This is a genomic window from Streptomyces sp. NPDC026500, from assembly GCF_055567635.1.
The window spans coordinates 206,128-226,886 of the sequence record NZ_JBVHQB010000011.1 but is presented as its reverse complement, the minus strand read 5'-3'; the positions used below and the strand labels follow the sequence as shown (position 1 = coordinate 226,886).

Here is a 20,759-nt window from a genome sequence, read left to right as displayed (position 1 = left end):
CGGACAGCGCGTTCGCACCCGCATCCTCCGACTCCGCGCGGGGCGCGGAGGCTGCGCATCCGGCCCCGGTGAGCCGCGCCCCTACCGGCGGCGGTCGGCCGGCGGGGCGCTCCGGATGACCGGTCCGGCAGCGCCCGGGAGGAACTCGCCTCCCGCGCCCAGCTCATGGACAGTGGCGGTCGCGCCTTCAGTGCTGGGCCGGAACCGCTCGGGGGATCGGCTCCGCCGCCTGAAGAAGCATCGGGGAGGCCCGGTCCACGAGGTCGTGCAGGACGGACAGATGGGCCGCGTCGCCGCCGAGTTCGCGCAGCAGGAGGTGCGCCCTGTCGCGGAAGACACTGATGTCCTGCTCGTACTGACGCAGCACGTCCGGTGCGAGAAGGCCGGCGGTGAGTTCCGCGCGGGCGTCGGGCGAGTGGCGTGCGGCGGCGTGCAGTTGCAGGACGCGGCTCGCCGCATCGGGATTCTCCAAGGCGCACGCCAGCAGATACGTCACCGTGCCGTTCGCGAGGTCTTCGTTGCGGCCGGTCAGGATGTCCTGCTGATCGTTGAACAGCTGCCACAAGATGCCGAAGACATTGCCGAACTCCCGCCAGCGTTCGACTCTTTCGTCCGCACGGCCCGCCAGTTGCGCGGCCATGGCCGTGACCATGCTGAACGGCGCACCGGACTTGCCGAGATACGCGGTGACCACGGCGTCGCGGGTGGCCGCGCCCAGGTCCGCGCGAAGGTCCCTCAACTGCCCCTCGGTCGCGGTGATCCAGCACTTCACGATCTCGGCCGACAGCGGCCCGCGTGCCGTCTCGGGAATCCGCGGGGACTGAACGACGAGCAGGGGGAGCGGAATTCCGCTGATGACCGTGGCGAGCAGCGCCTCGCTCTCGCCGAGAGCACCGGCGGCGAAGACGGCCTGACCGTCGGCGAGGTCGTCCAGGTAGCACGCGGAGGTCCACCACAATTCGTGGACGACGGCCAGCGGAACAGCCGGTCCGGGCGCCCCCGTCTCCACGGCGTGGACGATCACCGGCAGTACGGACAGGGGGTAGGCGAACGTCCGGTGTTTCAGAAGTTCGGCGACCGCGGCCCGGACCGAGGGGGCCGATGGCCCCAACAGGTCGAGTGCGGATTGCCGCTCCGCCTCGATGTCCGCGGACATCTCCCGATGCAGATCCATGTACGACTTCGCCCGCACGCAGTCCACCCCCACCACCGAATTAATCGAGCACCGATTCGATCATTCGCCATGATGGGGAGCTAGAGCAACATTGCGCCATGGCCTGTTCATTGCGAGCGCCCTTGCCCCTCCGGTGAAGCGGCGGACCTCCGGCCGCGAACCCCGCCATACTGACCGTCGTGCGAGTAGCGATCATGACCGCCGGCTCACGGGGCGATGCGGCGCCGTTCACCGGCCTCGGGCACGGCCTGGTGCGGGCCGGGCACGAGGTGACACTGGTGACGCACGGATGCTTCGCGGACCTGGTGTCGGGTTCGGGGGTGGGGTTCCACGCGCTGCCCGTCGATCCGCGGGCCGAACTGGAGTCCGTGCGCGGACAGCGGCTGCACCGCAGCGCCACGGGAGTCGGAAAGATCATCGGGCTCGTCGAGATGACCCGGTCGCTCGTCGGGCGGCTGACCGACGACATGATCACGGCCGCCCGCTCCAGCGACGTACTCCTGCTGTCAGGTTCGCTGGGGCCGCTCGGGTACACCGTCGCGGAGGGGCTGGCCCTGCCCAGCATGGGAGTACATCTCCAACCGCTGTCCCCCACAAGGGAGTTCGCTCCTCCGGTGACCGGCGTCCGCTCATGGGGGCCCGCCGTGAACCGAGTGGCCGGGTACGGGGTGAACCTGGCCGGCGAGCGGGTCTTCGCCGAGACCGTGCGGAGCTTGCGGAAACGGCTCGGCCTCCCGCCCGTCGGTCCCTTCGCGGCCCACCGCGCCCGCGAGCGGCAGGCGTGGCCGGTGCACCACGGGTTCAGCCCCCTGGTGGTGCGCCGGCCGCGGGACTGGCGGCGCGGTCTCGACGTGTCCGGGTACTGGTGGCCCTACGACGGCGAGGACGCCCGACTCCCCTCCGCACTGCGGGACTTCCTGGACGCGGGCCCCGCTCCGGTCTTCGTGGGCCTGGGCAGCGCCACCGTCCCCGATCCCGAGCGGCTGAGCACCGAGGTGGTGCGCGCGCTGCGGGCCGCCGGGCTGCGCGGCGTGATCCAGCGGGGGTGGGGTGAGCTGCGCGCCACCGGGGACGACATGTTCACGGTCGGCGAGGTGCCGCACTCCGTCCTGTTCCCCCGGATGGCCGCGGTGGTGCATCACGCCGGGGCGGGTACGACAGCGGCGGGGCTGCGGGCCGGGGTCCCCGCGGTACCCGTGCCGATCCAGTTCGACGAGGGGTTCTGGGCCGCCCGGCTCGTCGCGCTCGGCGTCTCGCCCGGCGCCCTGTCGCTGCGGGAGCTGCGTGCCGAGCGGCTGACGCCGGCTCTGGTCCGGGCGACCACGGAACCCTCGTACCGCCGGCGGGCGCAGGACCTGGCGGAGCACCTTCGCACCGAGGACGGGGTGGCGCCGGTCGCGGAGGCGCTCGCCCGGCTCGAACGACTCGGACGACACGAGAACTGACAGGGAAGCACCCGGCGTCGACGCGCGCCCTCCGCCACCTGCGGACGCGCGACCCACCGCGCCCGAGTTTGTGGCCATGTGCCCCCATGCGCTCACGCCCGGCCCAGCTCACGAGCTCCCAGCCATGTCCGCCTGCGGACGCGTGACCATCTCCGCTGGTGGGCTCGCGGCCACCGCCGCTGAAGGGCTGGTGGCCACGTCCGCCCAAGGGCGGGTGGCCGTCGCTCCGTCCATGGGCTCGTGGCCACGTCCGCTCGCGGACTTGCCGGCACCTGACCGTCCTCGCCTACGGCCTCGTCGCGCCCTCCCCGCCCCAGCCGACGGGGCGCAGGATCCCGAGCAGCTGGCGGACCAGTTCCTCCACCACCTCGTCCAAGGTCGCGTCCACCCATCCGGCGTTCCAGTCGTGCAGCAGACCGTTCACGCTGCCGATGAAGGCGGTCGCGGCGAGGCGATAGTCGCGCGGCGCCGCCTCCCCGCGGGCGACGGCGGTCGCCGCCTCGCCGCAGATGAACTCCACCCAGCGGGCCCGGCGGGCGAGCCGCTGCTCCTCCAGCCGCGCGCTCACGCCGATGATCTCCACGAAGGTGATGCGGATGCGGCGCGGATCGCTCGTCACGTTCGCCGCGTAGGCGTGGAAGAGGGCGGTGGCGCGCTCGGCGAGCGGCAGTTCGCCGGCCTCGGTGAGCGCGGCCAGGGCGGCTTCCTCGGCCCAGTCGTTGACCTGGAGATGGAGGGCCGCCAGTACGTCTTCGAGGCTGCGGAACTCCTCGTAGAACTGGCGCGTGGACAGTCCCGCAGCCTCGCTGAGGGCCGCCACGGTCGTGGACCGGTACCCGGGTCCGGCGCCGAACAGCTGGAGCCCGGCATCGAGAAAACGGCGGCGCCGCTCCGCCTGCCGCTCCTCGGCCGTTCTGCCGCCGTATCGGCCGGTGGGCTGTCTGAGCCTGCCCGCCACGTGTTCCTCCCTCGGCGCCGACACGAACCGGCGTTCGCCCCTTCGACGATTTTGTCGTGTGCCGCCCCTTGTGGAGAGGCTCCCCACTCCTTACTTTCCAGTAAGTGCACTTTGAAAGCGGGCGTGTTCAGATTTCAGCTTGTCATGCTCTCGACATTTCAGCACGTTGCCAGTCACCGCACGCTCCGGGTTCACCGTGCCCGTCACCCGCACTCCCCCACTACGACAGGGACCCTCCATGTCCGTCCTCAGAGCCAGGCACCTCTGTTCTCTCGCCGCGGCCCTCACGCTCACCCTCGGCGCCACGGCGACCGCCGCGTCCGCCGTCACCGCGCAGGTCTCCGCCACGGATCTGCGCGAGGTGATGTTCGTCGGCAACAACTGGGAAGGCACCGCGGACGTCATCCAGTCCACCGGCGACTTCGCGAAGGTCGGTCGGATCAACGTCATCCCGGACAAGGCCGAACGGCTCGCGGCGATCAACGCCGACCCCATCAAGTGGGCCTACTTCATGGGAATCCGAAGCGGCGTCGGCGAGGGGCACGACCAGTTCGTCGACGACATGTACTCGACGCCCGACGGCAGGTCGGTGGTGGTCTCCCGCCCGAGTTTCGCCGACGTCGTCTCGATCGACCTCGCCACCGGACGGATCAACTGGCGTTTCCCCGTCGCGGGTTACCGCTCGGACCACATGGCCGTGTCCCCCGACGGCACCCGGGTCGCGGTCTCCGCCTCGACCGCGAACACCGTGCACGTACTCGACATCACGACCGGCAGGCAGCTCGGTTCCTTCGCCACCGGCGACAAACCGCACGAGAACATCTTCACCCACGACGGCAAGTACATCTGGAACATGGCCATCGGTGACGTCACCACCGCACTCGACGACCCCTGGCTGGACTGGACGAAGGGCGACCGGAAGATCACCGTCGTCGACGCGACCACCTACAAGCAGGTCAAGGTGATCGACATGCGCCAGCGCCTCGACGCGATCGGCCTCACGGACTTCTCCGACGCCGTGCGCCCGGCCGTCTTCTCGCCGGACGAGTCGAAACTGTACTTCCAGGTGTCGTTCTTCAACGGCTTCCTGGAGTACGACGTCGCCACCGACCGGATCACCCGGGTCAAGACCCTCCCGAAGAACCCCGCCACCAGCAGCGACCGCACGACCTGGGTCAACGACTCGCGCCACCACGGCATTTCGATGAACCCGTCGGGCACCAAGCTGTGTGTGGCGGGGACGATGGACGACTACGCGACCGTCGTGGACCGCGCGACCCTCCAGGAAGGCCCGCTGGTTCCGGCCTCCAAGCCGTACTGGGCGACCGTCAGCGGTGACGGCACGGACTGTGTCATCTCCGAGAGCGGCGCCGACCAGGTCACCGCCATCGACTTCGCCACGGGGCAGAAGACGGTGTCGGTGCCGGTCGGCGACCACCCGCAGCGGGTTCGCCTCGGCCATGTGGAGGCGAACTGGAGTGGCCCGTCCGGCAGTTGACCGGTGCTCAGCCGAACCGCGCCGCGGCCCAGGCGGCCAGTTCGGTGCGGGCCCCGTTCAGCAGGGCGGAGGACGGGGCGCTCGCCCCGTTCGTGACCAGCGCGTAGTGCAGGGTTCCCGAGCCGGTTGCGGTGAGCAGGAGGCGGCGGCTTCCGGTGCCGCCCGGCTCGGGAGCCACGGCGACGGGTGTGGTCGAGGTGTAGGCGGGCGGGGAGACCGTCGCTCCGAGGTCGGACACCACCGTCGTGGCCGAGGCCGGGAAGGAAGCCGGCAGATGGAGTTCCGTCGGAGCGGTGCCGCCGTCGGAGCGCCAGACGAGCAGACCGTACTGCCCCGCTCCCACCAGCTGGGAGACCTGCGGCAGGGTCGAGGGAACCGGGTTCCAGGTCAGCGTCGTGGAGCCGTCGCGGGAGCGGTCCTCGTAGGTGAAGGCGAGGGCGGAGCCCGCGGTGGCGCTGGGGTAGAGGCGGTCGAGGAGCCGGGCGTCCTGGCGCAGCACGACCGTGCCCGAGTCGTCGAGGCGTACGGCGGAGAGATCCTCGTCGTTCCAGGCGTCACCCGAGGTCAGGACCTTGTCGGGGTTGTCGTTCATCAGCTCGTGGTGACGGCCGCTGTAGATGTCCCACTGCCATTGGGTACCCGACAGCACCGGTCCCGACGAGGCCGTTCCGGTCCACCAACTGGAGCCGGGGAGGCGGGAGTCGAGTGCCTGGTACATCGCCTTGTCGACGGTCGGGGCCTTGTCCGAGACCGTTCCCGAGAGCGGGTGGCCGAACTCGCTGACGACCGCCGTCGTCCCGGCGGCCGAGGCCCGGTCCCGGACCCCGGCGAAGTCGGTGGCGTACTGGCCGTCGCCCGCCTTGCCCCACATGAGGATGCCCGAGATGGCCTTCTGGTCGTAGAAGTGGGTGTTGAACACAAAGCGGGGGCCGAGTGTGCCCGCGTCGAGCAGGCCGCCCTCCTGCTTCTGGGAGCTGATGTTGGAGTTCCAGAAGAGGTTCGGTTCCACGAAGGCCGGCTTGTCCTGCCAGCCGGCCGCGTCCATGCGGGCCCGGAACTTCTCGTAGAACGGCCAGAGCAGGTCGCGTTCCCAGGTGCGGCTGGTCTGGCCCGAGTCGTAGGTGCCCGCGTAGGGCTCGTTGAACGGGTCGAAGCCGGCGACCCCCGCGAACTCGGCGGTGGTGAGGTGCTGTCGGACGTACGTCATGGCGGCCTGGGCCGTGGCGAGGAAAGCGTCCTGGAGCCCGTAGGAGTTGTGCCAGAAGTCGTACTGGGCCGCCTTGACGGCACTGTTCTGAGTTATGTTCTGGCCCCAGAAGAGGCAGATTCCACAGGACTCCTGAGGGTAACCGCCCGCGGTCACGGCCCACTTGGGGGCACCGTCGCCGGAGTACCAGCTGCCCGTGTTGAAGAGGTGGCGGGAGTAGAGGTCCTGGTGGAAATCGGGGAAGACGCGGATTCCCGCGTCGAGGAAGGCGCGCATCTGGCCGGTGGCCGCGGCGAGATAGGCGCTGTCGACCTGGCCGCGGGCGGGTTCGGCGTGCGCCCAGGAGAGCAGGAAGCGCACGGAGTTGCCGCCGCCGAGGGCGCGCAGCGCCGTCGCGGACTTCGCCGCGTCGGCGGCCGACGCGAAGGGCAGTCCGCTGTTCTCCTCCAGCTTGGTCTCGCCGGAGACGTTGTAGCCGCGCAGTACGACCTCGCGGCCGAGGCCGTCAGTGAAACGGCCGTTCGCGACCGTGAGGGTGGCGGCGGCGGGTTGGTCGAACCAGAGGGAGTCGGGGAGTCCGTCCGCTGCGGCGGGCCGGGCGCCCGCCGCCGTGAGGAAACCGGTGAGGAGTACGAGGACGCCGAGCAGACGCGCACGTAACTTCGTCATGTCCACAACAGTCCCGCCCGCCCCGGGAGGCGTCAACACCCCTGACTCATGAGTAAGTTTCTCGTTTCACCCGCCTCTTCGCGTGTCGCCCGCATCACGGTGGTCGGCTCACCCGCCGACCCGGCGCGTCAGACTCAGCAGGTACTCCTTGCGGTCCAGCGGGTTCAGATCGGTCCGGGGACGGTCCGGGATCGCGCCGTGCGCCACGGGCGCGTAGTGGTCGAAGGCGCACTCCAGCTCACCCTCGCCCCGCGTCAACCCCGGTAGCTGCTGCTCCAGTTCATGGGCCCGGACCACCGGCAGAACACCCTCCAGCACACACGAGGAGTGGTGCAGTCGTGTGGTCTGCCGTACGGCTCGCTGTCGGGCCAGCACCGGCAGCACGGCGCCGAGCGTGTCCGCCGGGGCCTCCAGGCGGAAGTGGTGCATCGGCTCGTACACCTGGCTGCCGGCCGCGCGCAGCGCGTCCATCAGCACCAGCGGGGTCAGGCCCCGGAAATCCGCACCCGTGCTGGACATGCTCTTGTCGAATCCCTGGTGCGCGTGGCTCTGGCGCGGCGAATAGCCCGAATGCGTCATCGTGACGACGCAGTCGGTGACCTGCCAGCCGTGCACACCCTGCCCCAGCGTCTCCTCGACGGTGTCCTCGACCGCCTTGAAGAACGCGTACGGCATCGATCCGAGTTCGACCTCCAGCCGGAATTCCACGCCGGAGCCGATCGGCGCCGGCTCGACGCGCAGTCCGACGGTCGCGAGAAACGGATTCTGGTCCTTCTTGTTGAACTCGACCGACGCGCCGGTGCCGACGGGCCGTTCGACGCAGAGCGGGGTCGTCTCGCGGAACAGGACGTCGATGCCGAATTCGTCCGCCAGGGTCGCCTGGAGGACTTCCTTCTGCACCTCGCCGTAGAGCGACACGGAGATCTCCCCGCGCAGGGCGTCGTGACGGAGGTTGATCAGCGGGTCCTGCTCGGCGAGCTGGGTGAGCGCCAGATGCAGCGCGCTCCTGTCGGCCGGTCGGCCGGGAGAGACGACGGTTTCGAGAGTCGGCGGGGCGAAGTGGTGTTCGACCGCCGCCGACGGCCGAGGTTCGCCGATGGTGTCACCGATCCGGATCGCGCCGAGTCCCCACAGCTTGCCGATGCGTCCCGCGCTCACGCACGCCTCACGGACCGCCGAGCCCTGCTCGAAGACACTGATCGCGGTGACCTTCCCCTCCTCGCCGTCGCGCAGGGCGAGCCGGTCGCGGGTCCGCAGGGTTCCCGAGAACATCCGCGCGTACGCGATCTTCTCCCCGGCCGCCCCCCGCTCGACCTTGAAGACGGTGCCCGACACCGGTCCGTCGGACTCCGCCTCCGCTGCGGGCAGCAACTCCCGGATCCCGGCGATCAGTTCGTCGACTCCGGCGCCCGTCATGGCCGATCCGAAGAACACGGGGTGCACGAGGGCACGCCCGGTCTGCGCGACGAGAGCGGCGCGCAGTCGCTCGTACGACACCCCGTCCTCGATGTACGCGGCCAGGAGTTCCTCGTCGTGCTCGGCGAGCGGATCGACGAGGTGCGGCCGCAGTCGGGCGGCCGGGTAGGGGGTGAAGTACGCGGTGCGCGTGCCCGGTTCGCCGACCTCGCCCATCGGGACGATCGCCGGGGTGAGCCGCTCGGAGATCTTCTCCAGGACCTCGTCGTGACGCGCCCCGCGGCGGTCGATCTTGTTCACGAAGATCAGCGTCGGGATGCGCAGCCGCTGGAGCGTCCTCATGAGTACGCGGGTCTGCGCCTGGACGCCCTCCACGGCCGACACGACGAGGACGGCGCCGTCGAGCACGCCGAGGACCCGTTCCACCTCGGCGATGAAGTCCGGGTGACCGGGGGTGTCGATCAGGTTGACGGTGAGGTCGTCGATCGCGAACGAGACGACGGCGGATTTGATCGTGATGCCGCGCTGCCGCTCCAGCGCGAGGAAATCGGTCCGGGTGTTCCCGTCGTCGACGCTGCCGATCTCGTCGATGACCCCGACCGTGTGCAGCAGCCGCTCGGTCAGGCTTGTCTTACCGGCGTCTACGTGCGCCAGAATTCCCAGGTTGAGCATATGCACCGGGTGTCATGTCCTTTGAAGTGAGAGTGATTCCTTCCTGGGTGGACATGAACGGTGCGCGCATTTCTGCTCCTCGATCCCGGTGAACGTGTCCCCGTAGTGGAGCAGGCGGCCGCCCCGGACGGCAACGCATTAACGCTCAACGAAATCCTGTCGCGGGGCGGATCCTTGAAGGTGACCGGATCCTGGTCCTTGAAGGCGACCGGATCCTTCGGACGGGCCCGGCCCGCGGCGAGAGGAGCGGACGATGCGTGACATCCTCCCCGCGCTGTACGAGTGGTACACCGCCGGATCGCCCTTCGGGCTGGCCACGGTGGTGGCGGTCAGCCGCAGCGCGCCCCGCGACCCGGGCGCGGCCATGGCGGTGGGCCCGGGCGACGAGGTCGTGGGCAGCGTGTCCGGCGGCTGCGTGGAGGGCGCGGTCTTCGAACTGGCCCAGGAGGTGATCGCCTCGGGGGTGGCGCGCCTGGAGACGTTCGGATACAGCGACGAGGACGCCTTCGCCGTGGGACTCACCTGCGGCGGTGAGATCACGCTGCTGGTCCGGCGGGTGTCACCCGCCGACGATCCGACCTTCGCCGCGGTGGCCGAGTCGGTGTCCGCGGGCCGCCCGGTGACGGTGGCGACGGTGATCGACGGACCGGCACCCCACGGCGCCACGCTCGCGGTGTGGCCGGAGAGGGAGCCGGGCCCGGACGGTGGGGTGCCGGCCTCACTTGGCTCGTCCGGCCCGGACGAGCCGGACGAGAACGCAGAGTCGCCCGGCGGGGTGGCCGGTTCGCTCGGCTCGACGGGCCCGGACGAAGAGACGGGGCCGCCCGGCGGGGTGTCCGGTTCGCTCGGCTCGACGGGCCTGGATGTCGCCGTCACCGCCGACGCGCGTGGCGAGCTGGCCCAGGGCGCCACCGGACGACGACACTACGGCCCGCACGGCGAGCGCCGCGAGGACGCCGTCACGGTCTTCCTGCACTCCTTCGCGCCGCCGCCGCGCATGCTGGTCTTCGGCGCGATCGACTACGCGGCCGCCGTGGCCCGCATCGGCGCCTTCCTCGGCTACCGGGTCACGGTGTGCGACGCCCGCCCGGTCTTCGCCACGCCGAGACGGTTCCCGGCGGGCGTGGAGGTCGTCGTGGACTGGCCGCACCGCTATCTGAGCGGCACGACGACGGACGCGCACACGGTGATCTGCGTCCTGACCCACGACCCCAAGTTCGATGTGCCGCTGCTGGAGGAGGCGCTGCGCCGCCCGGCCGCGTACATCGGGGCGATGGGCAGCCGCCGTACCCACGACGACCGTGTCGAACGGCTGCTCGCGTCCGGCGTCTCGGAGCGCGAGCTGTCCCGGCTGCGCTCCCCCGTCGGCCTCGACCTCGGGGCCCGTACACCGGAGGAGGTGGCCGTGTCCGTGGCCGCGGAGATCGTCGCGCTGCGCTGGGGCGGCAGCGGGCTGCCCCTGACGGCGCGGGGCGGGGCGATCCACCCGCGGTAGCCGTGGATCGGAAGTCGGGGTTCGGAAGTCGTGGATCGGTAGTCGTGGATCGGTAGTCGTGGATCAGCCGGTGCGCGGGGGCAGTCGGTGCAGGATCACATCCGTGAGCCGGCCGTCGTCGGTCACCGTCGCCGTCATGTACGTGCAGAACGGCTGGCTGCGGCGGTCGGTCGGCGAGCCGGGGTTGAGCATGCGCAGGCCGGTCGGCGCGGTGGTGTCCCAGGGAATGTGGCTGTGACCGAAGACGAGGACGTCGAGGTCGGGGAAGCGTTCCGCGCAGCGCTGTTCGCGGCGCTGCGCACCGCCGGTCTCGTGGACGACGCCGAAGCGCAGGCCGCCCAGTTCTGCGCGGGCGATCTCGGGAAGGCGGGCCCGCAGGTCGGGGCCGTCGTTGTTGCCGTACACCCCGATGACCCGACGGGAACGGGCCTCCAGCAGGTCGAGGGTGGCGGTGTCCACCCAGTCCCCCGCGTGGATCACGACGTCGGCGAGCGGGAGTTCGGCGAGCAGCGGGGCGGGGAGTTCCCTGGCCCGCTTCGGGAGGTGGGTGTCGGACAGCAGCAGAAGGCGCACGGTTTCAGGGTGTCACTTCGGTGTCGCCTCGAGTGTCCCTGCCGCTGCTTCCGGGGCCCTTTGGCCGTCCCTGTAGCCGCCTGCAGTCGTCCCCGTAGCGCCCCGTAGTCTCGTCCCCGTAGCTGCCCCGCAGTCGTCCCCGTAGCGCCCCGCAGTCGTCCTGTGGCCGTCTCCTCGGCCGTCGCTCCAGAGCGGGCCCCCTGCCTCCGGCACGGTCTCTCGTCACCCGTGCACGGTCCCGCGTCGCTCCCGCGCAGGACCCTTCCGCCGGTCCGGCACGGGACCGGTCAGTCCAGCGCGTCCAGCGCGATCTCGCTCCAGACCTGCTTCCCCCCGCTCACCGGAACGGTGCCCCACGCAGCCGACATCGCCTCGACGAGGAGGATGCCGCGGCCTCCGGTGGCCTCCCAGCCGATGCTGGTGGGCTTGATCGGCGTGCGGGGCGAGTTGTCGGCGACCGAGATGCGCAGACGGTGGTTGATGAGGGTGAGGTCGAGCCTGACCTGGCCGTCGGTGTGCACCAGGGCGTTGGTGACGAGTTCCGAGACGATCAGCAGGGCGGCATCCGTGTAGGCGCCGACGCCCCAGGCGCGCAGGGCGCGCCGGGTGTACCGGCGGGCGTGCCGGACCGCCTCGGGGACTCGCCAGACGGTCCAGCTCTCGCGGAGCGGGAGCACCTCCATGCCGTCGTAGCGCATCAGCAGGAGGGCCACGTCGTCGCTGCGGTTGGCGCCCGTGAGCAGTTCATCGGCGACGAGACCGAGGTGGGCGGGGTCGGACCCGGCCAGGCCCGCGGCGAGCCGTTTCAGACCGTCCTCGACGTCGACCTCGACGGACTCGACGAGACCGTCGGTGGTCAGCGCCACGATGGTGCCGGGCTGGAGCCGCAGCGGACTCATCGGGAAGTCCGTCTGCCGGATGACGCCGAGCGGCGGCCCGGGCTCCGACTCGGGGACCTCGGTACCGCCGTTCGGGTGACGCAGCACCGGTGGGATGTGTCCGGCGCGCACATACCAGGCGGACCCCTCCTCCATGTCGACGTCGACATAGCAGCAGGTGGCGAACAGGTCGGTCTCCAGATCGAGCAGGAGCCGGTTGGCGTGCGAGACCACCACGTCCGGAGGATGGCCCTCGACGGCGTAGGCGCGCAGGGCGGTGCGCATCTGGCCCATGAGGGTCGCGGCCGAGGCGTTGTGTCCCTGGACGTCACCGATGACGAGGGCGACGTGGTTGTCGGGCAGCGGGATCACGTCGTACCAGTCGCCGCCGACGTCCAGGCCCGACGTGGTCGGCAGATAGCGGGCGACGGCGACCCCGCCGGGAAGCCGGGGCAGCCGGCGCGGGAGCAGGGTCCGCTGGAGCATGCCGATCAGTTCGTGCTCGGCGTCGAAGGCGTGGGCGCGGACCAGGGCCTGCCCGGCGAGGCCGGCGGAGGCGGTGAGCAGGGCGCGCTCGTCGGGGCCGAAGTCGTGCGGGGTGTCCCAGCCGATCAGGCAGGCGCCGGCCATGCGTCCGCCCGCGGGGAGCGGCAGGACGGCAAGGCCGCCGGGGCCGACATCGGCGAGCGCGGGTTCCAGGTCCGCGCCGGCGGGCCAGATGGCGGGGCGCCCCTCGCTGAGGGCCGCCGCGAGCGTCGGCATGGCGCGGACCGGTGCGTCGGGCCACTCCGAGCGCCATTCGCTGCGCCACAGCTCCGGCCAGGACTCCGCCTGGGGCGGGTCCAGGAGCGTGACGACGAGCCGGTCGCCCTCCAGCTCGGCGACGGCGATCCGGTCGGCCTGGAGGGGTTTGCGCAGGGCGGTGACGACAGCCTGGCCGACATCGCGGACGCTGCCGGCGGTAGCGAGGGCGGCGGCGAGCCGCTGGACACGGCCCACGTCGTTCAGTCCGGAGCGCAGCTTGGAGGCGTCGGAGACGGTGCCCACGAGCCGTGCGGGGCGCCCCTCTCCGGAGGGCAGCAGGCGGGCGCGCAGCCGGAGCCACTTGTGTCCGCCGGACGGCTGGAGGATGCGGAACTCCAGCTCACGGTCGCCGACGGTCATGTGGTCCGGTTCCACCGCGGACATCAGCGAGGGGAGGTCCTCCGGGACCGTCATCGACAGCAAAGTCTCGACCTTGCCGTCGAAGGCGGTGGAGGCGAGCCCGAACAGGTCGAGCACCTCGTTGTCGACCTCGACCCGCCCTGTGTCCATGGCGAGGCTGAACGAGCTGGCGGGCAGGTCGGCCGCGTCCTCCGGCAGCGGGGCCGGCGGGCAGACGATGGCTTCGGCAAGCATCGCGAGGCAGGCCCGGTCCTCGGGGCCGAAACCGTCGGGGCCCTCGCTGACGGCGACCATGCAGCCGTTGTCCCGCAGGGGCAGCACGGCCAGCGAGAAGTCCTGGGAGGACAGCCGCCGGGAGTCGGAGCAGCGGGCGAGCTCCTCCGGGCCCAGCCAGCACGGCTGTCCCGAGCGCAGGGCCTCGGCGGCCGGGGAGCCGCCGGACAGGGGGTAGCTGTCGCGGAGCCCGTACAGCGTCCTGGGCACTCCCGCGGACTCGGCCAGATGCAGTTCGCCGCCACTCACACTCGGTGAGTACACGGCGGCGACGGCGGCACCGGTGAAAACGAGTGCCTGTTCGAGCAGGCGGTGCAGCCGTTCGCGCGGGTCGAGGTCCGCGGTAAGCGTCTTCAGGGCAAGTTCGGCGCGCGACGTTCTCGTTCCGCGTTCCGCAGCACCCTCACTGACCACGCCGCAATTACAGCGCTTCCCGGGCTCCGGCGCAGCCCCTGTGACCATTCCGGACCTGTCGGGCCTGCCGGGGAGCCCATGCGGTACGGCCAATCGAACGAAATCGAATCCATCTTTATTCATGCGTTTCGCACAGCGATCTCGTGACAGGCGTGACTGTCCGTGCCTCCTGCCGACTGGAAGCCTCGGTGACACCGGGCCGAGGGGAATGGGCATGGACAAGCGGTACGAGGTCTACGCACTCGCCGACCGACACTTCTACGAGACCCCGGACAGGCTGTCCGGGGGCGGGCGGAGCACTCCGCCCGCGTACGGGGCGGCGCTGCGCGAGGTGCCCGAGGGCTGGCGTTCGGCACGGATCGGCGACTGGCTGACGCTGACACCGGTCGACCGGGACGGCGACGCGCTCCCTGGGCCGGCCCAGGGCTGGAAGGTCCACGCCTCGGCCACCCGGGAGAACGCGGAGAAGATCGCCGCGATCGTGTGGGACTACTGCGTGCCGCGCGGCATCCCGTTCAAGTTCGTGCCGGGCCCGCACCTGCTGCATCTGCGGAACACCAAGTACGCGGCCCGCGACACCAGCGGCAAGTTCGTGACGGTCTACCCGGCGGACGAGGATCACCTCCACCAGGTGCTGCGCGAGCTGGGCGCGCTGCTGGACGGCTTCGAGGGGCCGTACATCCTCACCGATCTGCGCTGGAACGACGGCCCGCTGTACGTCCGGTACGGCGCGTTCGCCCGCGCCTTCGTCGTCGACGAGCAGGGGTCGCTCGTTCCGGCCGTGCGGGACGACACCGGAACGCTGGTGCCGGACCGGCGGCAGCCCTCGTTCCGGGTGCCGGATTGGGTGCCACTGCCCGCGTTCCTGGAACCGCAGCTCGCGGCGCGGAACACGACGACGGTCGGCGACCTCCCGTACCGCGTCGAGAAGGCCCTGCACTTCTCCAACGGCGGCGGCGTGTACGCGGGCACCGACACCCGCGACGGACGCAGGGTCGTGCTCAAGGAGGGACGGCCGCACGCGGGCCTCGCCGCTGACGGCGCCGACGCGATCACCCGTCTCGAACGCGAGAAGCGGGCCCTGGAGCGGGTGGCCGGACTGGACGTGGTGCCCGGGGTGCGGGACTGGTTCACCCTCGGTGACCACCGCTTTCTCGTCATGGACTTCCTGGAGGGGCGGCCCCTCAACTCCTACTTCGCCGAGCGCCATCCGCTGCTCACCCCCGAACCGGCTCCGGACGCGGTCGCCTCGTACACGGCCTGGGCGCTGCGCGTCCATCGCCGGGTCGAGGAGGCCGTCGAGGCGGTGCACGCCCGCGGGATCGTCTTCAACGACCTGCACGTCTTCAACATCATGGTGGCGCCCGACGGGGAGTCGGTGTCGCTGCTCGACTTCGAGGCCGCGGCGCCGGTCGAGGAGAACGGCCGCCAAGTCGTCGCCCACCCGGGGTTCTTCGCACCGCGGGACCGCAGAGGCACCGCCGTCGACCGGTACGCGCTGGCGTGTCTGCGGCTCGCGCTGTTCCTGCCGGTCACCACGCTCTTCGTGATCGACCGGGGCAAGGCCGCACATCTGGCGGAGGTCATCGCCGGCCAGTTCCCGGACGTGCCCGAGGCGTTCCTCGCGGAGGCGGTCGCCGAGATCACCGGGGACGCCGGTGACACAACGGCTCCCGCTCCGGACGGCGAAGGGGACGCCGGTGACACCACCACTACGGCTCCCGGCGACGAAGGGGCCGGCGCGCCCCCGCCCGTCTCTCGCCCCAGGGATCCGGTCCCCTCGCCCGGCCGTGAGCCACTCCCCCCGGGCCCGCGGGCAGCGGTCTCCGCGCTCCGCCGGGAATCGGGCCCCGCACTCCGCCGGAAATCGGTCTCCTCGCTCCCCGAGCCCGGTGACTGGCCGGCCTCCCGCGACTCGATGGCGGGGGCGATCCTGGCGTCGGCCACACCGGAGCGCGACGACCGGCTCTTCCCCGGCGACATCGCCCAGTTCTCCGACGGCGGCGGGCTCGGACTCGCACATGGCGCCGCGGGCGTGCTGTACGCGCTGACCGCGAGCGGGGCGGGCCGCTACGAGGAGGGCGAGCGCTGGCTCCTCGACCACACCGACCCGGTGCCGGCCGGGACGCCGCTCGGGCTGTACGACGGGCTCGCGGGCGTCGCGTACGTCCTCGATGGGCTCGGGCACCGCCGGCGCGCGCTCGACCTGATCGACGGCATCCTCCGGGAGCGGTGGCAGAACCTCTCCTCCGACCTGCGCGGCGGCCTCGCCGGACTCGGTCTGGTGCTCGGACACCTCGCGCGCACGACGGGCGAGCCGGAACTGGCCGAGCGCGCCGCCGAGGCCGAGCGGATTCTCGTCGACCGGCTCACCGGACCACGCCCCGACGCCCCGCGCCGGAGGGCCGGTCTGCTGCGCGGCGCGAGCGGTCCCGCACTCTTCCTGCTCCGCCGCTACGAGCACACCGGGGACCGGGCGCTTCTCGCCGCGGCCGGGGAGGCGTTACGCAGTGACCTGGACCGCTGTGTCGTCCGCGAGGGCGGCGCCCTGGAGGTCGACGAGGGCGGGCGCACCCTGCCCTATCTCGGCGACGGCAGCGCCGGCGTCGGCATGGTCCTGGACGACCTGCTCGTCCACGCGGTGCCTGACCGCGAGGAGTTCGAGCGGGCGCGTTCCGGGATCCTCACCGCCGCGACCTCCCGCTTCTACGCTCAGCCCGGCCTCTTCCAGGGCCGCGCGGGGATGATCCTGCACCTCGCCCGCACCGGTACGCCGGGCGCCGTACCGGAGCGGCTCGCCGAACAGGTCGCCGGGCTCGGCTGGTTCGCGATGTCCTACGACGGCCGACTGGCCTTCCCCGGGCACCAGATGATGCGGCTCTCCATGGACCTGGGCACCGGAACGGCAGGGTGCCTGCTCGCGCTCGGCGCGGCGCTGGACGGCGCGGTCCCCGCCCAACTGCCGTTCCTGCCGCCGCTCTGCGGCGGTCCCCCGCACGCGGCTCCGCACCAGGCGGAGTCGTGACTCGACCAACCCCCGTCCCCGATCAAGGGAAAGGAAACGAGATGGCACTTCTCGACCTGCAGACGATGGAGTCCGACGAGCACACCGGTGGCGGTGCCAGCACGGTGAGCCTGCTCTCCTGCGTCTCCGCCGCGAGCATTCTGCTCTGTCTCTGACGGCAGCGTGCCGGTACGGCCCCGGGCGGTTCTCACCCCGAGAGGAGAGGCCGCCCGGGGTCCCGCCCGGCGCCGGGACACGAGGGACCTCCACCGCGTGACCACTCCAGCCGACACCTTCACCGCAGCCGAGATCCGGACGTCTCCCGGCGCGCCGCTGCTGCGCGCCGCCACCCGACACAGTGGCCACCGCTGCGTCGTCCTGTGCCTCGCGAGCACGGCCGCGACGGCCGCGAACCTGTTCCTGCCTTTCGCGCTGGGCCGGGCACTGGACCTCGTGCTGGCGGATCCCGAAGGCGCGCGGGCCACCCGCTGGGTGCTCGTCTGCACCGCCCTCGTGCTGCTTCTCGCCGTGCTCGACGCGGGCGAGACCGTCCTCGGCGCGACCACCACCGCACGCGTCACCGCCTGGCTGCGGCTGCGACTGGTCGGCCATGTCCTGTCCGCCGGGCCCCGGGCCGTCGGCCGGTTCGGGCCGGGCGACCTCGTGGCGCGGCTCGTCGGCAACGCCGCGCAGGCGGGCACGGCGCCCGCGACCGCCGCGGCACTTCTCGCGGCGCTCGCCGCGCCGGGCGGCGCGATCGTGGCGCTCTGGCTCGTCGATCCGCGACTGGCGGCGGTGTTCCTCTGCGGGGCCCCGGTACTGATGTTGCTGCTGCGCGCCCTCACCCGCGATTCCTCGCGCTGCGCGGCGCGCTACCAGGAGGCGCAGGGTCTGATCGCGGGCGGTCTGGCGGAGGCGATCGGCGGATTCCGTACGATCGCGGCCGGCGGGACGGTCGGCCGTGAGACAGCGCGGATACTCCGGCCGCTGTCCGACCTCTCCCGCGAGGGCCGCCTCATGTGGCGGGTCCAGGGACGCGCCGCCGCGCGGGCCGTCACCGTGGCCCCGCTCCTGCAGATCGGGGTGCTGGCCGTCGCGGGCGTGCTGCTCGTCCACCACCGGCTGTCCGTCGGCGATCTGCTGGCGGCGTCCCGGTACACGGTGCTGGCGACCGGAGTCGGCGTCCTGGTGGGGCAGTTGTCCGGACTGGTCCGCGCCCGGACGGCGGCACGACGGCTCGCCGAGGTGCCGGCGGTGCCGCCGATGTCCTACGGGACTCTCCCCCTGCGGTGGGGGCAGGGGGAGTTGGAGCTGCGTGGCGTGACCGTGCGGCGCGGTGGGCGTCCCGTACTCGACGGGATCGACCTCACCGTTCCCGGTGGCGGCACGCTCGCCGTCGTGGGCCGCTCGGGATCGGGCAAGTCCCTGCTCGCCGCGGTCGCCGGGCGGCTGGCCGACCCGGACGACGGCGAAGTCCGTCTCGACGGCGTGCCCTTGAACGCGTTGTCCCATGACGCGTTGCGCGAAGCGGTCGGCCACGCCTTCGAACGGCCCGCCCTCCTCGGTGAGACCATCGCGGACACCATCGCGCTCGGTGTCCGCGCGGCCTCCGCCGACCGTGTCCGGAACGCGGCGCGCACCGCCCGTGCCGACTCCTTCGTGCGCCGGCTCCCGCAGGGGTACGACTCCCGCTGCGCCGACGCTCCCCTGTCCGGCGGCGAAGTCCAACGCCTCGGCCTCGCCCGGGTGTTCGCCCACGGCGGCCGGCTGCTCATCCTCGACGACGCCCTGTCCAGCCTCGACACGGTCACCGAACACCACATCACCGAAGCCCTCTTCCGGCCCTCCCCCGACTCCAGCCGCCTGGTCATCGCCCACCGGGCGTCCACGGCGGCGCGCGCGGACCGGGTGGCCTGGCTGGACGGCGGACGGGTGCGGGCGCTGGGACCGCATACGGAGCTGTGGCGCGTACCGGAGTACCGCGCCCTGTTCGGCGCGGCCGAAACGGTGCGGGGCGCGAGCGGCACTCCCCGGGCGGCCGGCCCCGAGGAGGACGAAGGCGATGACCTCGCAGCGGCGGCCGGGCGGAAGGACGGCCCCTCATGACGGTGTACCGGCGCGGGCTGAGGTTTCTGCGTGCCCGTCGGCGTGCGGTCGCGGCGCTCGCCGCCTGGTCGGTGGTGGAGGCGGGGCAGACCTTCCTCATGGGCTACGCCCTGGCGCGGGCGCTCGACGAGGGATTCCTGGCCGGCCGGGCGCGTACGGGGCTCGGCTGGCTGGGCGTCGGAGCACTCGCCGTCGTCGTCGGGGCGTACGGCACGCGGCGGGTGTACGGGTGTGTCGCCGCGCTCGTCGAACCGCTGCGGGACCAGCTCGTGCGGCACGTGGTGGCGCGTGGAGTGCGGGAGGGCGACGGTGGCGCCCTCTCCGGGCTCACCCAGCAGGTGGAGATCGCCCGGGACACCTTCGCGGGCCTGGTGATGGTCTCGCGTTCCTTCCTCTTCACGGCCTCGGGCGCCCTGATCGGGCTCTGCTCGCTCGACCCGCTTCTCCTCCTGGTGGTGGCACCGCCACTGGCGGCCGGAGTGGCCCTGTTCGCCCTGACGCTGCGTCCGCTGGCGCGCAGGCAGGAGGCGTTCCTCGTCGCCGACGAGGAGATCGCCGCCCACCTGGGCCGGATCTGCCCGGGGTTGCGGGACATCACGGCGGCCGGGGCGGAGGCCCTGGTCACCGCCGAAGCGGGGGCGCGCGTCGCCGTCGAGCTGCGGGCGGCGCGGTCGCTGGCCCGCTGGGGGGTCCTGCGCGTGGCCTGCCTCGCCGTCGGCGGGCAGCTCCCCCTCGTCCTGCTGCTCGCGACCGCGCCCTGGCTGCTCGCTCACGGCGTCACCCCCGGGGCGCTGGTCGGCGCGCTCGCCTATGTCACCCAGTCCCTGCTGCCGGCCCTGCAGAACCTGGTCCACGGCCTCGGCACCAGCGGTTCCCGGCTCGCGGTGGTGCTGCGCCGGCTGACACCGGACCCGCCCCCGGCGGCGGCCGGCCCGGCCGTTGCGCGGCAGGCGGCAGGGCCAACGGCCGACGGACCCGCCCCGCCGTCCACGCGGCCCCGCCCTCTCGGCGTTCCGGCCTGCGCCGCTCACCACGCGGACTGCCCCGCGGTCTCCGTCAGCGCCCTCACCTTCGCCTACGGCCCCGGCGCCGTCCCTGTCATCGAGAACCTCGATCTCCGTGTCCCCCAGGGCGCCCACCTCGCGGTCGTGGGCCCCAGCGGCATCGGCAAATCCACGCTCGTGGCACTCGTCGCCGGACTCCTGGAGCCGACGAGCGGCACGATCCGGGTGCACGGACAACCGGTGCGCGGCCGGGCGGCACCCGGGCGGGAGGAACACGGTCGGGGGGCGCGGGGAGGGTCGGCGCGGATACAGCCGATGCGCGGTCCGACGGCTTGTGGACAGCGGGTCCTCATCCCTCAGGAGGCGTACGTCGTCACCGGCACGCTCGCGGAGAACCTGGGGCAGCTGCGGCCGCGTCCCGTACCGGAGACGGAGCTGCGCGCCGCGGCCGAGGCGGTCGGACTCGACGGTCTGATGGAGCGGCTCGGCGGCCCCGCGGCCGAGGTCGACCCGCGGGCCCTGTCCGCGGGCGAGCGACAGCTGATCGCGCTGACCAGGGCATATCTCTCGTACGCTCCCCTCGCACTGCTGGACGAGGCGACCTGCCACCTCGATCCGGAGGCCGAGGAACGCGCGGAGCGTGCCTTCGCCGCACGACCTGGCGGCACCCTCGTGGTGGTGGCGCACCGCATCAGCTCGGCGCGCCGTGCCGCGCGGGTGCTGGTCCTGGACGGCCGCCGGGCCGTCCTCGGCGACCACGACGAACTCGTGGAGCGATCACCGCTCTACCGCGATCTGACCGGCAGCTG

General features: G+C 72.2%; 12 protein-coding genes and 1 pseudogene. 7 read left to right on the top strand and 6 right to left on the bottom strand.

All coding sequences use genetic code 11. The features are described 5' to 3' along the window. Nucleotides 1-187: 187 nt before the first annotated feature. Entirely contained in the window at nucleotides 188-1,174 is a 987-nt protein-coding gene (locus tag ACZ4N5_RS21750; RefSeq protein ID WP_467758702.1) for a polyprenyl synthetase family protein, read from the bottom strand. 194 nt (nucleotides 1,175-1,368) lie between these two features. On the opposite strand from ACZ4N5_RS21750, the gene ACZ4N5_RS21745 reads away from it, so the two are divergent. Then, entirely contained in the window at nucleotides 1,369-2,619 is a 1,251-nt protein-coding gene (locus tag ACZ4N5_RS21745; RefSeq protein ID WP_467758760.1) for a glycosyltransferase, read from the top strand. Between the two features lie 286 nt (nucleotides 2,620-2,905). Here ACZ4N5_RS21745 and ACZ4N5_RS21740 read toward each other — a convergent pair whose 3' ends face one another. Further along, entirely contained in the window at nucleotides 2,906-3,577 is a 672-nt protein-coding gene (locus tag ACZ4N5_RS21740; RefSeq protein WP_467758701.1) for a TetR/AcrR family transcriptional regulator, read from the bottom strand. A 238-nt stretch (nucleotides 3,578-3,815) separates the two neighbouring features. On the opposite strand from ACZ4N5_RS21740, the gene ACZ4N5_RS21735 reads away from it, so the two are divergent. After that, entirely contained in the window at nucleotides 3,816-5,075 is a 1,260-nt protein-coding gene (locus tag ACZ4N5_RS21735; RefSeq protein WP_467758700.1) for a YncE family protein, read from the top strand. A 7-nt stretch (nucleotides 5,076-5,082) separates the two neighbouring features. Here the strand turns inward: ACZ4N5_RS21735 and ACZ4N5_RS21730 are convergent, their stop codons facing one another. Together ACZ4N5_RS21730 and ACZ4N5_RS21725 are read right to left on the bottom strand one after the other, a co-directional pair. Beyond that, on the bottom strand, nucleotides 5,083-6,951 hold the full coding sequence (locus tag ACZ4N5_RS21730) for a glycoside hydrolase family 5 protein (protein ID WP_467758699.1): 1,869 nt from the start codon (nucleotides 6,949-6,951) through the stop codon (nucleotides 5,083-5,085). Between the two features lie 108 nt (nucleotides 6,952-7,059). Beyond that, nucleotides 7,060-9,045 carry a GTP-binding protein gene (locus ACZ4N5_RS21725; RefSeq protein ID WP_467758698.1) on the bottom strand — a complete coding sequence of 662 codons (1,986 nt, stop codon included), beginning with the start codon at nucleotides 9,043-9,045 and terminating at the stop codon, nucleotides 7,060-7,062. Between the two features lie 247 nt (nucleotides 9,046-9,292). Here ACZ4N5_RS21725 and ACZ4N5_RS21720 point away from each other — a divergent pair, with 247 nt between their 5' ends. After that, complete coding sequence (locus tag ACZ4N5_RS21720) at nucleotides 9,293-10,534, top strand: XdhC family protein (RefSeq protein ID WP_467758697.1); 1,242 nt, start codon at nucleotides 9,293-9,295, stop codon at nucleotides 10,532-10,534. Between the two features lie 63 nt (nucleotides 10,535-10,597). Here the strand turns inward: ACZ4N5_RS21720 and ACZ4N5_RS21715 are convergent, their stop codons facing one another. Beyond that, nucleotides 10,598-11,107 (bottom strand): metallophosphoesterase family protein, encoded by a 510-nt coding sequence (locus ACZ4N5_RS21715; protein ID WP_467758696.1) that lies wholly within the window; start codon nucleotides 11,105-11,107, stop codon nucleotides 10,598-10,600. A gap of 287 nt (nucleotides 11,108-11,394) precedes the next feature. Further along, entirely contained in the window at nucleotides 11,395-13,836 is a 2,442-nt protein-coding gene (locus tag ACZ4N5_RS21710; protein WP_467758695.1) for a SpoIIE family protein phosphatase, read from the bottom strand. Nucleotides 13,837-14,050: 214 nt separating this feature from the next. Between ACZ4N5_RS21710 and lanKC the strand changes: the two genes are divergently transcribed. The 4 genes and pseudogenes from lanKC to ACZ4N5_RS21690 all read left to right on the top strand — a co-directional run. Further along, entirely contained in the window at nucleotides 14,051-16,861 is a 2,811-nt protein-coding gene (lanKC, locus tag ACZ4N5_RS21705) for a class III lanthionine synthetase LanKC (RefSeq protein ID WP_467758694.1), read from the top strand. Nucleotides 16,862-16,902: 41 nt separating this feature from the next. Then, nucleotides 16,903-17,016, top strand: coding sequence for a SapB/AmfS family lanthipeptide (locus ACZ4N5_RS21700; protein ID WP_355840452.1), 114 nt, complete (start codon nucleotides 16,903-16,905; stop codon nucleotides 17,014-17,016). 97 nt (nucleotides 17,017-17,113) lie between these two features. Further along, nucleotides 17,114-18,946, top strand: a complete 1,833-nt coding sequence (locus tag ACZ4N5_RS21695; RefSeq protein WP_467758693.1) for an ABC transporter ATP-binding protein — start codon at nucleotides 17,114-17,116, stop codon at nucleotides 18,944-18,946. Then, nucleotides 18,943-20,493 (top strand): annotated as a pseudogene (locus ACZ4N5_RS21690) (ATP-binding cassette domain-containing protein); the annotation flags it as partial. The gene ACZ4N5_RS21695 and the pseudogene ACZ4N5_RS21690, both read left to right, overlap by 4 nt. Nucleotides 20,494-20,759 lie beyond the last annotated feature (266 nt).

Bases quoted from the DNA above. Each gene is read 5' to 3' on its own strand.
- ACZ4N5_RS21750 (WP_467758702.1), bottom strand. From the start codon at position 1,174: ATGGATCTGCATCGGGAGATGTCCGCGGACATCGAGGCGGAGCGGCAA.
- ACZ4N5_RS21745 (WP_467758760.1), top strand. From the start codon at position 1,369: ATGACCGCCGGCTCACGGGGCGATGCGGCGCCGTTCACCGGCCTCGGG.
- ACZ4N5_RS21735 (WP_467758700.1), top strand. From the start codon at position 3,816: ATGTCCGTCCTCAGAGCCAGGCACCTCTGTTCTCTCGCCGCGGCCCTC.
- ACZ4N5_RS21730 (WP_467758699.1), bottom strand. From the start codon at position 6,951: ATGACGAAGTTACGTGCGCGTCTGCTCGGCGTCCTCGTACTCCTCACC.
- ACZ4N5_RS21720 (WP_467758697.1), top strand. From the start codon at position 9,293: ATGCGTGACATCCTCCCCGCGCTGTACGAGTGGTACACCGCCGGATCG.
- lanKC (WP_467758694.1), top strand. From the start codon at position 14,051: ATGGACAAGCGGTACGAGGTCTACGCACTCGCCGACCGACACTTCTAC.
- ACZ4N5_RS21700 (WP_355840452.1), top strand. From the start codon at position 16,903: ATGGCACTTCTCGACCTGCAGACGATGGAGTCCGACGAGCACACCGGT.